Annotated in this window: 11 protein-coding genes and 1 pseudogene; 4 read left to right on the top strand and 8 right to left on the bottom strand. The window is 73.1% G+C overall.

Translation table 11 applies throughout. The annotated features are described in order from the left end of the window. Window positions 1–137: 137 nt before the first annotated feature. From ACWDVB_RS36830 to ACWDVB_RS36815, 4 genes and pseudogenes are all read right to left on the bottom strand, one after another. A pseudogene (locus ACWDVB_RS36830) lies at window positions 138–743 on the bottom strand (5-oxoprolinase subunit B family protein); the annotation flags it as partial. Next, a complete protein-coding gene (locus ACWDVB_RS36825) occupies window positions 740–1,504 on the bottom strand; it encodes a LamB/YcsF family protein (RefSeq protein ID WP_451518591.1) in 765 nt (254 codons plus the stop codon). The pseudogene ACWDVB_RS36830 and the gene ACWDVB_RS36825, both read right to left, overlap by 4 nt. A 182-nt stretch (window positions 1,505–1,686) precedes the next feature. After that, window positions 1,687–2,499 (bottom strand): putative hydro-lyase, encoded by an 813-nt coding sequence (locus ACWDVB_RS36820; protein ID WP_451518592.1) that lies wholly within the window; start codon window positions 2,497–2,499, stop codon window positions 1,687–1,689. Further along, the gene (locus tag ACWDVB_RS36815) at window positions 2,496–3,809 is read right to left on the bottom strand and encodes an MFS transporter (protein WP_451518593.1); all 1,314 of its coding nucleotides are present in this window, start codon (window positions 3,807–3,809) and stop codon (window positions 2,496–2,498) included. The genes ACWDVB_RS36820 and ACWDVB_RS36815 overlap by 4 nt, the downstream gene beginning before the upstream one ends. A gap of 202 nt (window positions 3,810–4,011) precedes the next feature. Here ACWDVB_RS36815 and ACWDVB_RS36810 point away from each other — a divergent pair, with 202 nt between their 5' ends. From ACWDVB_RS36810 to ACWDVB_RS36795, 4 genes are all read left to right on the top strand, one after another. After that, a complete protein-coding gene (locus ACWDVB_RS36810; RefSeq protein ID WP_451518594.1) occupies window positions 4,012–4,704 on the top strand; it encodes a GntR family transcriptional regulator in 693 nt (230 codons plus the stop codon). A 127-nt stretch (window positions 4,705–4,831) separates the two neighbouring features. Continuing rightward, on the top strand, window positions 4,832–6,358 hold the full coding sequence (locus ACWDVB_RS36805) for a hypothetical protein (protein WP_451518595.1): 1,527 nt from the start codon (window positions 4,832–4,834) through the stop codon (window positions 6,356–6,358). Between the two features lie 67 nt (window positions 6,359–6,425). Further along, window positions 6,426–7,319, top strand: a complete 894-nt coding sequence (locus ACWDVB_RS36800; RefSeq protein WP_451518596.1) for a hypothetical protein — start codon at window positions 6,426–6,428, stop codon at window positions 7,317–7,319. A gap of 66 nt (window positions 7,320–7,385) precedes the next feature. Next, window positions 7,386–12,029, top strand: coding sequence for a hypothetical protein (locus tag ACWDVB_RS36795; RefSeq protein ID WP_451518597.1), 4,644 nt, complete (start codon window positions 7,386–7,388; stop codon window positions 12,027–12,029). Here the strand turns inward: ACWDVB_RS36795 and ACWDVB_RS36790 are convergent. The 4 genes from ACWDVB_RS36790 to ACWDVB_RS36775 are packed head-to-tail and all read right to left on the bottom strand — an operon-like array spanning window position 12,022 to window position 17,877. Then, window positions 12,022–13,143, bottom strand: a complete 1,122-nt coding sequence (locus ACWDVB_RS36790; RefSeq protein WP_451518598.1) for an aromatic ring-hydroxylating oxygenase subunit alpha — start codon at window positions 13,141–13,143, stop codon at window positions 12,022–12,024. The two genes, ACWDVB_RS36795 and ACWDVB_RS36790, sit on opposite strands and share 8 nt — an antisense overlap. A gap of 35 nt (window positions 13,144–13,178) precedes the next feature. Next, window positions 13,179–14,333, bottom strand: a complete 1,155-nt coding sequence (solA, locus tag ACWDVB_RS36785; protein ID WP_451518599.1) for an N-methyl-L-tryptophan oxidase — start codon at window positions 14,331–14,333, stop codon at window positions 13,179–13,181. A gap of 17 nt (window positions 14,334–14,350) precedes the next feature. After that, a complete protein-coding gene (locus ACWDVB_RS36780) occupies window positions 14,351–16,765 on the bottom strand; it encodes a GcvT family protein (protein WP_451518600.1) in 2,415 nt (804 codons plus the stop codon). Window positions 16,766–16,791: 26 nt separating this feature from the next. Continuing rightward, entirely contained in the window at window positions 16,792–17,877 is a 1,086-nt protein-coding gene (locus ACWDVB_RS36775) for an S-(hydroxymethyl)mycothiol dehydrogenase (RefSeq protein ID WP_451518601.1), read from the bottom strand. Window positions 17,878–18,161 lie beyond the last annotated feature (284 nt).

Here is an 18,161-nt window from a genome sequence, read left to right as displayed (position 1 = left end):
GGGATCAGTGGTGGGGCGTGCGGTGGGATTGCCGGGGGAGCGTGCGGCGTGGTCGCCGGGGGAGTGTCCGGCGGGGCGTACGGCGTGGTCTCCGATGTGGTGCCAGGTGCGGCCCGCCGTGGGGCTGCGGGTGGGCCCTCCGGCACGAAGCGCACGCGTACGCCGGGGGAGAGCAGCGCGGCGGGTACGCGCGCGTGGTCCCACAGCACGGCGTCCGTCGAGCCGATCAGCTGCCAGCCGCCGGGCGAGGCGCGCGGGTAGACACCCGTGTACGGGCCGGCCAGAGCGACGCTGCCTTCGGGGACCGAGGTGCGGGGCGTGGCCCGGCGCGGCACTCCGTAGCGCTCGGGCAGCCCGGTCAGATAGCCAAAGCCCGGTGCGAAACCGCAGAAGGCGACGCGGAACTCGGCCGCCGAGTGGATGCGCGCCACCTCGGGCACGCTCACACCCCAGTGCGCGGCGACATCCGCGAGGTCCGGCCCGTCGTACCGGACCGGGATCTCCAGGACGGCCTCCGCGCGGGCGGGCAGCGGCGGGATCTCCCAGCCGGGCAGCTCGGCGCGGACCCGGGCGGGCTCGTCCAGGCCGTCGAGGAGCACCGTGCGGGCCGCCGGGACGATCTCCCGCACCCGCAGAGACCCCGCCGCGCGGCGACGCAGCAGCTCGGCGTGGAGCGCCTGGGCCTCGGTGCCGTCGGCGAGTTCGACGAGCAGTGCCCGGTCGCCGACCGGCAGCACCCTCACGCGAAGGCCTCCACGCGCACGCCTGCCGACTCCAGGCTCGCCCGGACACGGCGGGCCAGGCCCACCGCCCCCGGAGTGTCACCGTGCAGGCACAGCGACCGCGCGCGGACCGCGATCTCGCGGCCTCCCAGGGAGGTGACGACACCGAACCGGGCCATGCCGACGGACCGTTCGACGACGGCGTCCGCCTCCGTGATGACCGCCCCCTCGCTGCCCCGCGGAACCAAAGTGCCCTCTTCGGTGTAGGCGCGGTCCGCGAACGCCTCGGTGACGACCGGGAGCCCGGCCTTGTCCGCCGACTCCAGGAGGCGCGATCCGGGCAGCCCCAGAAGGGGCAGCGAGGCGTCGGCGAGCAGCACGCCCTCGACGACGGCGCGGGCCTGCTGCTCGTCGTGGACCACACGGTTGTAGAGCGCGCCGTGCGGCTTCACGTACGACACGCGCGTGCCCGCCGCGCGCGCGAAGACCTCCAAGGCGCCGATCTGGTAGGCCACCTCCGCCGCCAGCTCCGCGGGCGGCACGTCCATCGCGCGCCGCCCGAAGCCCGCCAGGTCGCGGTAGGAGACCTGCGCGCCGATCCGGACGCCGCGCTCGGCGGCCCGGTCGCACACCCGGCGCATGGTGACCGCGTCCCCGGCGTGGAAGCCGCAGGCCACGTTGGCGCTGGTGACGACGGACAGCAGTGCCTCGTCGTCGGTCAGCTGCCAGCGGCCGAAGCCCTCGCCGAGGTCGGCGTTCAGATCGATGGAGGTGGTGCTCATGTACGTAGGACTCCTGTGGTTCTCGGCGGACAGGACAGACCAAGCCAAGCCAAGCCGGGCCAGGCCAAGCCAAGCCGGGCCAGGCCAAGCCAGGCCGGGCCAAGCCAGGCCGGGCCAAGCCAAGCAGGGTCAGGCCAAGCCAAGCCAAGCCGGGTCAGGCCAGGCAGGTCAGGCCAGGCAGGTCAGGCCACCCGGTACTGCTCGTCCCGGGCGTCGGTGATGAACATGCGGCCCGGCGCGTGCGTGATCGCGAGCGGCGGCCGCGACGCCATCACCGCGGCCTGCGGCGTCACCCCGCACGCCCAGAACACCGGGATGTCGTCCGGGTCGGCGGCCACCGGGTCACCGAAGTCGGGCCGGCCCAGATCCTCGATGCCGAGCCCCGCGGGCTCGCCGCAGTGCACCGGACTGCCGTGCACCGCCGGCATCAGGGCGCTCTCCCTGATGGCGTCGGCGAGACGGCGGGGCGGTACGGGCCGCATCGACACCACCATGGGGCCGTGCAGACGCCCCGCGGGGCGGCAGGGGCGCGCGGTCACATACATCGGGACGTTGCGGCCCTGCTCGATGTGGCGCAGCGGCACCCCGGCGTCGGCGAGTGCCCACTCGAAGGTGAAGCTGCACCCGATGAGGAACGACACCAGGTCGCCGCGCCAGCGGTCGACGACGTCCGTGGGCTCGTCGGTCAACTCGCCGTGCTCCCACACGCGGTAGCGGGGCAGATCCGTGCGCAGATCGGCGCCCGGGGCGAGCGGCGTGGCCCAGGAGCCCGCGTCCGTGACGTCGAGCACCGGGCATGGCTTCGGGTTCCGCTGGCAGAACAGCAGCATCTCGTACGCCCAGTCGGCGGGCACGGAGATGAGGTTGGCCTGGGTGAAACCCGCCGCCCAGCCCGCGGTCGGACTGCTCTCGCCCGAACGGAACGCCGCGCGGGCCTCCTTGGCGGTGCGGACCACAAGGGTGTCAGGGGCGCCCACGCGCGCGTGCCCGCTCACAGGAGCTCCCTCCCCCGCGTCTCCGGAAGGCCGAACAGCGCGATGACGGCCAGGCCGTATCCGAAGGCTCCGAAGATCAGCGCACCGCCGACGCCCCAGCTGTCGGCGAGGAAGCCGACCATGGTGGGGAATATGGCGCCGACCGCCCGTCCCGTGTTGTACGTGAAGCCTTGGCCCGTGCCGCGCACGGCGGCCGGGTACAGCTCGCTGAGGAAGGACCCGAAGCCGCTGAAGATCGCCGACATACAGAAGCCGAGCGGGAAACCGAGCACAAGGAGAAGGCCGTTGGCTCCCTCCGGGATGTTCGTGTACGCGAGGATGCTGGCCGCGGAGAGGAACGCGAAAAGCGTGATGTTCCGCTTGCGGCCCAGCTTGTCGGTGAGATAGCCGCCGGTCAGATAGCCGATGAAGGCGCCGGAGATCAGGAAGATGAGGTAGCCGCCGGTGTTGACGACGGTGAGGCCGCGCTCGGTCTTCAGATACGTGGGCACCCAGGTGGCCAGCGTGTAGTAGCCGCCCTGCACGCCGGTGGACAGGAGCACAGCGAAGCACGTGACGCGCAGCAGCCCCGGCTTGAAAATGGCCGTGAACGACCCCTGGTCGGCGCTCTTCCGGCGCTCCGCCGCGGCCTCCGGGGCGTCCTGCACGTTGCGGCGCACATAGATGACCAGGAGGGCCGGCAGCGCACCGGTCCAGAACATCACGCGCCAGGCGAGGTCGTCGTCCAGGAACTGGAACACCACGGTGTAGACGATCGCGGCCAGACCCCAGCCCACGGCCCAGGAACTCTGGATCGCGCCGAGCGTACGGCCGCGGTTCTTGGCAGTGGCGTACTCGGCGACGAGGATCGCGCCGACCGCCCACTCACCGCCGAAACCGAGGCCCTGGAGGGCGCGGAAGACCAGCAGCGTCTCGTAGTTGGGCGCGAAGCCGCAGGCGACGGTGAAGACGGCGTACGTGACCACCGTGATCATCAGCGCCTTGACGCGGCCGATCCGGTCGGCGACCACACCCGCGACCGCGCCGCCCACGGCGGAGACGACGAGGGTGACGGTGGTGAAGAGCCCGGTCTGGCCGCTGTCGAGGCCGAAGTACGCGGCCAGCGCCACCATGCTTAGCGGCAGCGTGAAGTAGTCGTAGGAGTCGAGGGCGTAGCCCCCGAAGGCCCCGGCGAAGGCGCGGCGGCCGCGCGGGCCGAGCGCCCGCAGCCAGCCGAATGCGCCGCTTTCGTCGGGGAGTTCGCCCTTGTCGGTGCGTATGCCGTCCGGGGCGGCCTGGGGCGGTGGGCTCGTGGGTGGGGTCGTGCTCATGGGCACCTCGCAGAAGAGGGACGGTGAGGGTGCTGGAGCGTGCGGTGCGGCTGTGGTGCGTGGAGACGTGCGGTGCGGGGGCCGTGGGGTCCAGCCGTGCCCGACAAGGTAGAGGATCGTTGAACGATCCCTCAATACCCCTGTTGTTTCGTTCTCGCATCTGCGATTGAATCCGGGCATGGCTGAGGGGATGGCTGGGGCGATGGCTGACGTGAGCGGACTGGCCGAGGACCGTGCGCTCCTCGGGCGCACGAGCACGGCGGAGAGGGTCTCGGACATCCTCAGGAGCCGCATCGCCGAGGGCTATTTCCCGCCCGGTACGCGCCTCTCCGAGGACAGCATCGGCGGGGCGCTCGGGGTCTCCCGCAACACGCTCCGGGAAGCCTTCCGGCTGCTCACGCACGAGAGGCTCCTCGTCCACCGGCTCAACCGCGGAGTTTTCGTGCGGGTGCTCACGGTCGAGGACGTCGAGGACATCTACCGCACTCGCCGCCTGGTGGAGTGTGCCGTCGTCCGGGGTCTCGGCGCGCCCCCGTTCGCGCTCGACGGGGTCGCGGGGGCCGTCGCGGACGGCGTGCGCGCCGCCGCAGAGAAGGACTGGAAAGGTGTCTCCACCGCCAACATCCACTTCCACAGGGAGCTCGTCGCCCTCGCCGGCAGCGCCCGCACCGACGAGCTGATGCGCAGCGTCTTCGCCGAACTGCGCCTGGCCTTCCACGTGGTGGACGACCCGCGCCGCCTCCACGAGCCGTACCTCGAACGCAACCAGCGCATCCTGGCCACCCTGCGGGCGGGCCACGCCGCACAGGCCGAACGGCTCCTCGCCGCCTACCTGGAGGACTCGCTCGCGGGCCTCGTGGAGGTGTACGGGCGACGGGTGGGCGAGGAGGGCTGAAGCCGACGGATCGGGCGCTCCGCACGGGCTGCTGAAGCCGCCGAGCCGGTGGCTCGGCGGGGGCGGCGAGCCGGTCGCTTCTGCGCCGTTTCGACCGTTGTCAGACCGAGGACCTAGTCTGTGCACCGTGACTTCGCCTGCCGTTACGGACACTGCTCCGCCCCAGCTCAGCGCGGGGCCGCGGCCCGCTCAGGGCCCGGCCGCCGACGAGGGCCTGGCGCGCCGCCTGCGCGCCCTGGCCTGCACGGCTCCGCTGCACGACCTCGACGTGCGCAAGGCCAACCTCGCGGGCGAGTACTCGGTGTACGCGATGGCCGAGGTGGCCCTGTCCGCCATCGACCTCGTCACGCTCAACATGGACTTCGACACCGGCGCCGATCACGAGCAGATCGTCGCCAGACTGCTCCCGCGCGTCGCCGCGCAGGCCCCCCGGCGCCCCGCCGCCGAGCACGAGCGCGTGGCGCGCTGGGTCCTGGAGAACCTGATCAACGTCGGCAGCGTCGACCGCGGCTTCCGCGCGGTGTACGGCACCTTCGCGCCCGACGGGACGTACGTCCGCAGGGACTACGACTTCAAGCTCCTCGAAGAGGTCCCCGGGTACGGCGGCAGCGTCTACCTGCGTACGACCGACGAGGCCGTCAACGTCCTGGTGGGCGCCCTCGACACCGACGTCACCAGCGCCCAGATCGCCGCCGAGGTGAAGCTGGAGGTCCTGATCAGTCGCGGCAGGCTCGCCGACGCGCAGCTCGCCGCCGAGCAGGCCCGCTACCGGACCGTGCAGTATTCGGAAACGCTGCGCAAGGCCCTCGACGCGACCCGGCGCAACGTCCGCGCGGTGGACTGGCTCCAGGCCGTCCCCGACATGATCGCGGAGGCCCTCGACCACGTAGCCGACCGCTACCGCCACGAGAACGCGATCCTGACCAACATCCGCAAGGCCCGCGACGAGTCCGAGGACCCGGAGCAGAAGCGCCGCGCCGCCGAGCTGGTCGACATCGTCAAGGACTGCATCCGCCGCCACACCCAGCTCCAGTCCCGCCTCCTCGAAGCCGGCCCGCTGTTCCGCGCCGAGCAGGACCGGCAGGCCTTCGCGACGCCCACCGCGCGCGCGGGACTCGATCTGTACGGGCAGCTCGTCGCGCCGCTCCTGCCGCTCCCCGCGGAGCAGGCGATCCGTGTGACGGACGCCTTCTTCGCGCGCGGCACCGGCCTGCGCACCCCCGTCTCCGTCCGGGTCGGCGACCTCGTCGACATACTGCTCACGCCGCCGATGGAGCGCGAGCACCTCGGCGCGGAGATGCCCGAGCCGGACCTGATCGCCACCCCCGACGACAGCCGCTTCAGCGAGGAGCAGCTCGCGAGCGCCATGGACCTGCTCGACCTGCCCTCCGACGCGCCGCGCCGCCTCTCCGGACTGCTCGCCGAGGCCCGCCTCCGCGACCGCGAACTGCCCTACCTGGTCGCCCTGCTAGCCGTGCACGCGGCGAGCCCACCGGTCGGCACCGCCTACCGCCAGGGCGAGCAGAAGCTGCTGTTCGCCGTGGACGACGGCACCGAACTGGACGACGAGGAGTTCGGCGGCGCCGACCTCATCGTCGGCACGGCCCTCCTGGACGCCGCCGGAATGGCGGCCGCCCGGACGGAGGCGGCCTGACCATGACCGACACTCCCGTACGCCGCCTCGGCCCCCTCACGCACCACCCCACCAAGGAGCACACGCCGTGACCGACCACCCCGCAGAGCACGCCGCGTGGGGCGAGCCGGAGTCCACGGCGGCGCCCGCCGTCCCCGCGCCCGTCACCCCGGCCGACGCCGCCGACGCCGCTCGGCTCGTCTCCTTCGGCCTCCAGCCCAAGCTCCAGCCGGCCCGCGACCAGGAGTACGGCGAACTGCTGCGCCGCTACCGCGAGGACCCGCCCTTCGCGCGGCTCGCCGACGCCGTCGCCACCGGCCTCGGGCTCGTCGTCCTGGAGGTGTCCCCGCGCGCGGGCATGGCCGTGACCGCCGCCGAGGACTCCGTCTTCGCCGTCCGCATGGGTGACTACGCCCGCCGCGCCGCGACCGACTCCACCGACCGCTTCCTGCACGGCCTCGCCCACCTCGCCGTCGCCGCCATGGCCTTCCCGCGCCCCGAGGACCTCGCCGACGACGGGTACATCGGCCGGGTCACGGTCAACGGCGTCGACGCGTTCGTGCGCCAGGCCTGCCGCCGCCTGGAGGAGCGCGCCGAGGAGCAGGGCGAGAACACCGACCCGGCCACCGACGCCCCCGGGCTCGAAGCCGCCTGGCGGATCTGGGCGCGGCGCAGTTCGACCGGGGCCACCAAGGACGCCCGCCGCCTCGCCGGTTCGACCACCGGCATCGTCGCCAAGGCCGTCGTCTTCCTCACCGACTCCGGCTTCCTGCAGCGCACGGGCGACGACTCCGGAGGGACGTACCGCACCACGGCCCGCTATCAGCTCCAGGTCCGCGACATGGCGGGCACCGCGGCCATGGCCGAACTCCTCGAACTGGGCGTCGTCCCGGTCACGGACGGCTCGGCGACGCTGCTGCCCCCCGAAGACACCGACGACCTGGAGCTGGCCGCCGACGCGGGGCTGCCCTTCCACTCCTGACACCGCAGGCCCGCCTTCCCCCACCGCCCCGCCGTTCCCCACGACTTACGACGAGAGTCCGCCGCCATGTACGAGCTGTCCCGGATCCGCCTCTACTCCATCGGTCCGGCCGGTGCGCGCTACGCCGACACCGTGCTCGACCTGCGCGGCGTGGGCGCAGAGGTACCCGACCCCGCACCCACCCAGGCGGAGTTCTTCCAGGACGAGCCGAGCGGCCCGCCGCGGCGCCCCGCCCCCGCGGGCGTGCTCTTCCTGGAGAACGGCGGCGGCAAGTCCGTCCTGCTCAAGCTGATCTTCTCGGTGATGCTGCCGGGCCACCGGAACACGCTCGGCGGCGCCAGCTCCGGCGTGCTGCGCAAGTTCCTGCTCGCCGACGACTGCGGTCACGTCGCCCTGGAGTGGCAGCACACCCGCACCGGCGAGTGCGTGGTCGTCGGCAAGGTCAGCGAATGGCGGGGCCGGCAGGTTTCGAACGACCCGCGGAAGTTCGCCGAGGCCTGGTACTCCTTCCGGCCCGGGCCCGGCATGAGCCTGGACTCCCTGCCGGTCGCCGAGTCCACCGCCGTACGGCCCTCCGCGGAGGGCGCGTCGGGCGCGCAGGGGCGGCGGCGCACCATGAAGGGGTTCCGTGACGCGCTGACCGAGGCGGCCAAGGTGTACCCCCACCTCGAAGTGCACTGGGAAGAGATCCACGACCGCTGGAACGAACACCTCGGCGACCTGGGCCTCGACCCCGAACTCTTCCGCTACCAGCGGGAGATGAACGCCGACGAAGGCGAGGCCGCGGGCCTCTTCGCCGTCAAGAAGGACTCCGACTTCACCGATCTGCTGCTGCGCGCCGTCACGGACACCCGCGACACGGACGGCCTCGCCGACCTCGTCCACGGCTTCGGCAACAAGCTGGGCCGACGGGCCGAGCTGATGGCCGAGCGGGACTTCACCGCGGGCTCCGTCGACCTGCTCGGCCGCATCGTCGACGCCGCCGAGACCCGGGCACGCGCGCGTGACGTGCACGCGGGCGCCGAGCGCAGGACCCGCACCCTGGCGCGCCGCCTCTCCGCGCGCGCCGCCGAGGAGCGGGGCCGCGCCGCGGAGCTGGCCGAGCAGGTCACCGCAGCCGCCCACACCGTCACCGAAGCAGAGCAGGCCCGCGGCAAGAGCGCGCTGATCTCCGCCGAGCTGGCCTACCGGCACGCCTCCTTGGCGCTCACCGTCGCCGAGAAGGCCGCCGCCGCCCAGCGCCGCGAACTCGCCGACGCGCGTACCCTGCACTCCGCCTGGCAGGCCGCGGAAGCCGTCCTGCGGCACCGCGCGGCGGCCGACCGCTCCGCGCGCGTCGCCGTCGCGATCCGCGAGGCCGAACGCGACGCCGCGCCCGCCCTCGCCGCACGCGCGAAGGCCGCCGCCGATCTCGTCCGCGCCCTGCACACGGCCGCCGAAGGCGCCGAGAACCTCGCCAACGAGGAGGAGGAGCGCTCCGCGGCCCTCCAGGACACCGGAGAGGCCGCGCACCGCGACGCCACCGCCGCCGCCACCGAGGCCCAGCGGGCCCGCAGCGAGGCGGGACACCTGCGCCAGCGCCTCACCGAGGTCGAGCAGGAGACCGCCGAGGCCGTCCGCGCGGGCTGGCTCGACGACACCGCCCCCGACGCCGACCCCGCGCGTGCCGCCCTCGCCGCGAGCGACGCCGAGAAGACCACCGTCGCCGCGTGGGACACCGCGCGCGAGGCCGCCCGCCGGGCCGCGGACCACGCCAAGGAGACGGCCGCCGCCGAGGCCCGCGCCGAGCTGACCGCCGCCCGCGCCTCGGACGCCGCGACCGCCGCCGAGGCCGCCCACGACGCGGAGCGCCGCGCCGCCGAGTCCATCGCCGAGGACGAGCGGCTCGCCGAACTCCTGAGCCTGCCCACGAAGGACGCGGGCAGCGGCGTACCGAAGCCCCGCCAGGGAACCGACGTATCCGGGGAACAGGCCCTCTCCGTAGAAGAGCTGGACCGCTCCGCCGACGACCTGCGCGCGCTCCTCGACGACAACGTCGCCTCCGCCGAGCGGCACCTCTTCGACCTGCGCACCGCGGCCGCCGACGACTCCCGCATCCTCGGCGCCCTGGGCGACGGCGGGCTGCTGCCGCCCGGCCCCGACGTCCTCGCCACCGTCGAGTTCCTCGGCGAGCACGGCATCCCCGCGCTGCCCGGCTGGCGCTACCTCGCCCAGGCCGTCGACCCCGCCGACCACGCGCGCGTGCTCGCCGCACGCCCCGAGCTCGTCGACGGTGTGGTCATCACCGACCCGGACACCCACGCGCGCGCCCGCGACGCCCTCGCGGACGCCGCCCTGCTGCCCCGCTCGGCCGTCGCCGTGGGCACCGCCGCCGCCCTCCTGGCCCCCACGCCGGGCGAGCAGGCCACCGACAGCCGTGCCGGCAGCGTATTCCTCGTACCGCCGAACCCGGCCATGCACGACGAGCACGCCGCCGACGAGGAGCGGCAGGCGCTGCGCGCGCGGGCCGCACTGCGCGACGAGGAGATCCGCGCGCTCGCCGTCCGGCTCGCCAAGGACCGCGAGCTGGCCGCGCGTCTCGCCTCCTGGAGGACCGGCTGCCCGAGCGGCCGTCTCGCGGAGCTCGCCACCGCCGCCCAGGAAGCGCGTGCCTTCGCCGAGGAGGCCGAGGCCGAGCTGGCCGAGGCCCGCACCGCCCGCGCCGAGGCCGACGAGGCCGCATCGGAGGCGGCACGCGTGCGTGACGAGCGCCAGGAAGCCGCCCAGCGCGCCCGCCGCGCCGCCGACGCCCTCGCGGGCCTCGCCTTCCGGCTCCGCGAGCGGGCCGGCTGGCAGGCCAAGCTGCGCGAACTGGCCGACGACGCCGTCGAGGCCGAGGCCCGCGCCCAGACCTGCCTGGACCGCGCCCGCGCCGCCGACGAGGACCGCCGCGCCGCCCAGCGCGCCGCCGACGACGCCCGCCGCACCGCCCGCGCGCTGCGCGCCGAACGCGCAGAGATCGCCGGCGCCCCCGAGGACGTATCGGAGGACACCGAGGCCCCGAAGACGTCGCTGCCCGCCCTCCGCGAGGCATACCGCGCGGCGTCGCAGCTCTACGAGAAGGTGGGCGTCGGCGCCGACCTGCGGGCCGAGCAGGCCCGCGCCGAGAGCGACGAGAGCGCCGCGCTCGCCGAGCTGGACCGGCTCAGCAACAAGGTCCGCACCCGCGCCGCCCTGCTCCTCGAAGGCACCGACGGTTCCGACGGCCCCTCCCGGCAGGCCGCCGCCGCGCGCGCGGAGGCGCAGGTCCAGCTCATCGAGGCCCGCGCCGCCACCGCGAGCGAGCAGTTGGGCCGCCTGCGCGGCGAGGCCGAGCGGCACGCCCCCGAGGACGGCGAGGCACACACCGACCTTCCGGAACAGCTCGTCCCCACCGACGCCGAGCAGGCCCAGGCGCTGCTGCGCACGGCCACCGGCGAACTGGCCGCCCACACGGATGCGCTGAGCCGCGCCAAGGACGCCCACGCCGCACTGCTCCGGAGCCACCGCGCCACAGAGGACGCGGCCGGCGGCTTCGACGAGACGGCCGCCCTCCTGCGGGACCTCCTGCGCGAACACCAGGAAGACACCGAAGACGAGCCCGCGCCCTACCCCGGCACCCTCGAAGAGGCCCGCCAGGCCGCCGCCGAGACCCGCCGGTCCCTGCGCGGCTGCGCCGCCGACCTCTCCGCCGCCGAGTCGGCCGTCCGCGAGGCGAGCGACATACTCGTACGGCACGCCAACGCCACGCGCTACGAGCAGGTGCGCACCCCCGCCCGTCAGCAGATCCGCGAACTGCCCGCCTCCGCGCTGCCCGACCACGCCAAGAAGTGGGCCGACGCCTTCGCGCCGCGCCTGCGCGTCCTGACCGACGAGCTGGAGCAGCTGGAGCGCAACCGCGACAGCATCGTCGACCGCCTGCGCGGCCTCGTCGAGTCGGCCCTCGCGACGCTCAGGTCCGCCCAGCGCCTGTCCCGGCTGCCCGAGGGCCTCGGGGAGTGGTCGGGGCAGGAGTTCCTGCGGGTCCGCTTCGAAGAGCCCGACCAGGCGACCCTCGTCGAGCGCCTCGGTGAGGTCGTCGACGAGGCCACGCGCGCGGCCGTGAAGAAGAACTCCGACATGCGGCGCGACGGAATGTCCCTGCTGCTGCGCGGCGTCCAGGCCGCCCTGGAGCCGCGCGGCGTCGCCGTCGAGATCCTCAAGCCGGACGCCGTCCTGCGCGCCGAGCGCGTGCCGGTCGGACAGATGGGCGACGTCTTCTCCGGCGGCCAGCTGCTCACCGCGGCCATCGCCCTGTACTGCACGATGGCCGCACTGCGCAGCAACGACCGGGGCCGCGACAAGCACCGGCACGCCGGCACGCTCTTCCTCGACAACCCCATCGGCCGGGCCAACGCCACGTACCTCCTGGAGCTCCAGCGTGCCGTCTCCGACGCGCTCGGAGTGCAGCTGCTCTATACGACCGGCCTGTTCGACACGACGGCGCTCGCCGAGTTCCCGCTGGTCATCCGCTTGCGGAACGACGCGGACCTGCGGGCGGGCCTGAAGTACATCAGCGTCGAGGAGCACCTGCGCCCGGGTCTGCCGCAGCGGGCCCCCGAGGACCCCGACGGCGAGACGGTGCACGGGGAGATCACGGCGACGCGGATGTACAAGCGCCCTGCACCGCAGCCGAACCCGGTCACTACGTAGCGAGTTGTTTCGTCAGCCACTCATGGAAGAGCCCGATGTGGTGCTCGGTCGGCACCAGCACCCCGCCCTCGCGGTAGGCGCGTGACGCCATCGCGGGCTGGGTGCGCTCGCAGGCCGCGAAGTCCTGGGCGTTGACCCGGTGGAAGAGCTCCACGGACTTCGACAGGTCGGCGCCGGACGCGACCACGTCCGGCGCGTACAGCCAGTCGCACTCGACGGCCGTACGGCCCTCGGCCAGCGGGAACATCCGGTGCAGGATCACATGGTCGGGGACGAGGTTGATGAACACGGTCGGCTTCACGGTGACCGCGTAGTAGCGGCGGTCCTGGCCGTCCTCGACCTCGGGCAGGCGGTCGAAGCCCGCGCTGCCGTCGACCGTGAAGCCGCCGACCTGCTCGCCGAACGCGGCGCCGTGCCCGACGTAGTACTGCGCGGCGAAACCGTCCGTGAACTCCGGCAGGACATCCGTCAGTTCGGGGTGAATGGTCGCACAGTGGTAGCACTCCATGAAGTTCTCGACGATCAGCTTCCAGTTGGCGCGCACGTCGTACGTGACGCGCTTGCCGAGCGCGAGCCGCTCGGTGCCGTAGCGCTCGATGGACGCCACGTCGCCCAGGCGTTCGGCCGCCGCGCCGACGACGGTCTCCTCGAAGGAGGGCGGTTCGTCCGCCAGACACACCCAGGCATAGCCGAGCCACTCCCGCAGGGCCACCTTCACCAGGCCGTACGCGGTGCGGTCCACGTCCGGCATCTTCACCAGGTCGGGCGCGGCGATCAGTTTGCCGTCGAGGTCGTACGTCCAGGCGTGGTACGGGCATTGGAGGGCGCGGCGGACCTGCCCGGACCCCTCGGTGCACAGCCGGGCGCCGCGGTGCCGGCAGACGTTGAGGAAGGCGCGCAGCTCACCGGTGCGCGAGCGGGTGATCAGGACGCTCTCCCGGCCGACCTGGACCGTGCGGAAGGCGCCCGGCCTGTCGAGGTCGGCGGCGCGGACCGCGCAGAACCACAGGGCCTCGAAGACGCGCTCCTGTTCCTGCCGGAAGATCTCCGGGTCGGTGTAGTAGTGGCCGGGGAGGGTCGCGATGAGACTCGGGGGCAAGGAGGTCGTCGTCACGGTTCTCGTACTCCTCAAGAAGGCGCTCGTACTCCTCAAGCGGGCGCGGCGGCGGGACGGCTGGGGTCGAAGAGCTCGATGGGGTGCCTGGTGGCGCCGTCCAGTGCCAGGTCGGCGACGATCTCGCCGACCACGGGCACGAACTTGAAGCCGTGCCCGGAGAACCCGGCGGCGACGGTGACCGACCCCGGGTGTGCCGGATGGCGCGCGATGACGAAGTGCTCGTCGGGGGTGTTGGAGTACATGCAGGTCGCGGCCTTCAGGAAGCGGCCGGGGAGCGACGGGATCAACCGGCCGACCTGCTCGGCCATCGCGGCGACCTCGTGGTCGTGGACCGTGCGTTCGATGCTCTCCGGGGTGCAGGGCGTGCCCTTGCGGAAGAAGGCCACCTTGGCGCCGAGGTCGGGCCCGTCGATCGACGGGAAACCGTACGCCTGTACGCCCTGCGCGTCCTCCCAGATGTAGATCGGATGGCTCTCCGGAAGGAAGGGCCGTACGCCGCCCTCCGGCTGGAACCAGTACATGACCTGCCGCTCGATGCTGAAAGGCACCCCCAGATCGGTGAGCAGCCGCGGCGCCCAGGCACCCGGGCAGATCACCAACTGGCCGGCCGTGTAGGCGTCTTCGGCGGTGTGCACGCGCACGCCGTCCCGGCAGGGCTCCCAGCGCGTCATCGGCTCCTCGAAGTGCAGGTCGGCGCCGTCGCGCGTGGCGAGCTTGAGATGGGCGGCCACGGTGTTCTCGGGGCGGACGAGGCCCGCCCGCGCCTCGTACAGCGCCACCTCGTCGTCGCGCGGCGTCAGGGTCGGGAAGCGGCGGCGGATCTCCTTCGCGTCGAGCAGCTCGTGCGGCAGGCCCCACCGCTCGGCGGAGAGCAGCGAGCCGGCGACGGGGCGGCTGTCGGGGCGGCCGAGCATCACGCCGCCGCACAGGGTGGCGATCTCGCGGCCCGTGTCGCGTTCGAGGCGGTCGTACAGCTCGTAGGCGCGCAGCAGCAGCGGGACGTACGCGGGGTCCTCGAAGTAGGACTGCCGGGTGATGCGGGAACCGCCGTGGCTGGAACCGCGGTTGTGCACCGGGCCGAACTTCTCCAGGCCGAGGACGCGGGCGCCGCGCGCGGACAGGTGGTGGGCGGCGGCGCTGCCCATGCCGCCGAGGCCGATCACGATCACGTCGTAGGTGGGGGACACCGGGCGCCTCCTGGCGGCTAGCGGCGGATGCGGGTCATCTCCGGGTCGAACAAGGGCTCGTCGGTGACCGTCGCGGGAACTTTCTCGCCGAAGTACTCGACATGGACGGCGGTGCCCGCCTCCAGGGGCGGCAGCCAGGCGTAGGCGACGCAGCGGCCCAGGGTGTACCCGTAGGAGGCGCTGGTGACGTATCCGGCCGGGGCACCGTCTACGTAGACGGGCTCTTTGCCGAGGACGACGGCGGCAGGGTCGTCCAGGAGGAGGGCGGTGAGCTTTCGCGCAGGCCGCCCGAGTGCTTCGAGCGCCGCACGCCCCACGAAGTCACCCTTGTGCATCCGGACCGCGAAGCCGATGCCCGCCTCGTAGGGGTTGTGTTCGGAGGTCATGTCGTGGCCCCACGCGCGGTACCCCTTCTCCAGGCGCAGACTGTTGAAGGCGGACCGTCCGGCCGCGATCACGCCGTGCGCGTGCCCCGCCTCCCACAGCGTGTCCCAGAGGCGGAGCCCCAGATCGGCGCTGGTGTACAGCTCCCACCCCAGTTCACCGACGTACGACAGGCGCATGGCGGTCACCGGGACGTGCCCGATGTACGTCTCCTTGGCCTTGAAGTAACCGAACGCCTCGTGCGAGAAGTCGTCACGGGTGAGGGGCTGGACGAGCGCGCGGGCCAGCGGGCCCCAGACACCGACACAGCAGGTCCCCGAGGTGATGTCCCTGAGGTGGACGTCGTCGGGCGCGTGCCGGAGCAGCCAGTCCAGGTCGGCGGGGGAGTTGGCGCCCACCTGGAAGCGGTCGGGGGCGAGGCGCGCCACGGTCAGGTCGGAGCGGATGCCGCCCGCCTCGTCGAGAAGGAGCGTGTAGGTGACCGAGCCGGGCTTCTTCGCGAGGTTGTTGCTGGTCATGCGCTGGAGGAAGGCGGGCGAGCCGGGGCCCGTGACCTCCAGGCGGCGCAGGGGCGTCATGTCGTACAGGGCGACCCTCTCGCGGGTGGCGCGCGCCTCGGCCGCCGCGATCGGGGACCAGTGACGGGCCGCCCAGGCGTCGCGCCCGGGCACCTCGATGCCCTCGGTGAGCGGGGAGTTGGCCTCGTACCAGTGCGGGCGCTCCCAGCCGCCGCCCTCCAGGAACACCGCGCCCAGCTCCTGCTGGCGGGCGTAAAAGGGGCTGACCCGTAGGGGGCGGGGCCGGTCCATCGGCTGGAGCGGGTGGATGACGTCATAGACCTCGACGAACTGCCGCGCGCCGCGCTCGGCGACGTACGCCGGGGAGCGCTGGGCGTCCTCGAAGCGCGTCAGCTCGCACTCGTGCGGGTCGAGCGAGGGCCGCCCGTCGACCATCCACTCGGCGACCGCCTTGGCGACGCCCGCGGAGTGCGTGACCCACACCGCCTCGGCCAGCCAGAAGCCGCGCAGCGCACGGGACTCGCCGAGCACGGGCATGCCGTCCGGCGTGAAGGAGAAGACGCCGTTGAAGCCCTCCTCGATCTCCGTCCCCCGAAGCGCGGGAAGCAGTCGGCGGCAGTCCTCCCAACTCGGCGCGAAGTCCTCCTCGGTGAAGGGGTACGACGACGGCATGGTCTCGGCGTCGTCGTACGCGGGAACCGCGAACGGGTCGACAGGCAGCGGCCGATGCGCGTACGAGCCGATGCCGATGCGGTCGATGTGCTCACGGAAGTACAGATCGCGGTCCTGGAAGCGGAGGATGGGCCGCGACGCCTCGGCGCGCGGGTCGTTGACGCCCGCGAGCTCGGGCAGCGGCCCTGTCTTCGCGTACTGGTGGGCGAGCGGCAGCAGGGGCACGTCGACGCCGGCCATCCGCCCGATCACCGGGCCCCAGAAACCGGCCGCCGAGACGACGTGGTCGGCGGGGAAGGTGCCGCGGTCGGTGACGACGGCGGTGACACGGCCACTGTCCCGCTCGATGCCCGTCACGGTGTGCCGGTCCAGGAAACGCGCTCCACGCGCGCGTGCCCGTTCCATCTGTGCACGGCAGGCGAGCACGGCGCGGGCCAGGCCGTCGTCGGGCGTGTGCAGACCGCCGTACACCCGGGCCTCGTCGACGAGCGGCCACAGCTCCTTGCAGCGCCCGGGCCCGACCAGCTCGGCGCGCACACCCCAGGAGGCGGCGAAACCGGCCTTGCGGTGCAGATCGGCCCAGCGCTCGGGCGTGGTGGCCAGTTCGAGACCGCCCACCCGGTTGAAGCACGAGAGCCCGTCCACCTCCAGGGAGGTGAACTTCTCCACGGTGTACGTCGCGAACGCGGTCAGCGTCCTGGACGGCCCGGTCTGGAAGACCAGCCCCGGCGCGTGTGAGGTGGAGCCGCCCGGCGCGGGCAGCGGCCCCTGGTCGAGCACGGTGACATCGGTCCAGCCGCGGGCGGTCAGCTCGTCGGCGAGCGAGCAGCCGACGATCCCGGCACCGATGACGACCACGCGGGGCCCTCCTCCGGCAGGGCGGCTCACAGGACCACCACCGACCGCAGCACCTCGCCGCGCCGCATCCGCGCGAAGGCCTCCTCCACCTCGTCCAGGGAGACCGTCTCGGAGACGAAGCCGCCCAGGTCGAGCCGGCGGCTGAGGTACTGGTCGACGAGGATCGGGAAGTCCCGCGTAGGCAGGCAGTCGCCGTACCAGGACGACTTGAGGGCGCCGCCGCGAGAGAAGAGATCGATCAGCGGCAGATCGACCGTCATCTCCGGATCGGGCACCCCGACCCGCACCAGCACACCCGCGTAATCGCGCATAAAGAAAGCCTGTTTGTACGTCGACGGGGTGCCGACCGCGTCGATCGCGACGTCGACCCCGTGACCGCCGGTCAGCTCACGGACGGCCGTCACTGGGTCGGTGCCACGTGAGTTGACGGTGTGCGTGGCGCCGAACCGGGTGGCCGCGTCCAGCTTCGCGTCGTCGATGTCGACGGCGATGACACGGCGGGCCCCGGCCAGGGACGCCCCGGCGATCGCGGCGCCGCCGACACCGCCGCAGCCGATGACCGCGACGGTGTCGCCGCGGCCCACCTCGCCGGTGTTCACGGCGGCCCCGTACCCCGCCATCACACCGCAGCCGATCAGACCGGCAGCCTCGGGGCGCGCCGCCGGATCGACCTTCACCGCCTGTCCGGCGGCGACCAGCGTCTTCTGGGCGAAGGCGCCGATGCCGAGGGCGGGGCTCAGTGGCGTGCCGTCCAGGAGCGTCATGAGTTGGGCGGCGTTGCGCGAGTCGAAGCAGTACCAGGGGCGCCCACGCAGACAGGAACGGCAGGCCCCGCAGGGCGCCCGCCAGGCGAGCACCACGTAGTCGCCGGGAGCGAGATCGGCGACGTCGGCGCCGATGGCCTCGACGGTGCCCGCCGCCTCATGGCCGAGCAGGAACGGGAAGTCGTCGTTGATCGCGCCCTCCCGGTAGTGCAGATCCGTGTGGCAGACCCCGCAGGCCTGCACGGAGACGAGTACCTCTCCCGGACCGGGATCTGGCACGACGATCGTCCGCACCTCGACGGGTGCGCCCTTCTTCACGGCGACGACGGCACGAACCTCGTGGGGCACGGCCAGACTCCTCTGCTGTTGCGCACGGCTCGATGGCAGGGGTGCGTACGTACGGCACGATGGTGCTGTTGCGTAGTGCACGACCGGTTGCGCTATGAGAGACATAGTGGGAACGCCATCAAGAGGCCGTCAAGAGGGTGGGGGGAACCCTTCGCAAATCAACGGAAGCGCGCCGGAACGTGACTGGGACCACCACGCACGGCCACGAGGCGGGCTGGGCCCAGCTGCCCGCGTCACGTCAACTCCTGCGCAGGATCGGCGAGTCGACGGACACGATCACCTAT

Source organism: Streptomyces sp. NPDC003379, from assembly GCF_053589195.1.
The sequence above is the reverse complement of the archived record's forward strand: the minus strand, read 5'-3'. Positions and strand labels throughout refer to the sequence as shown.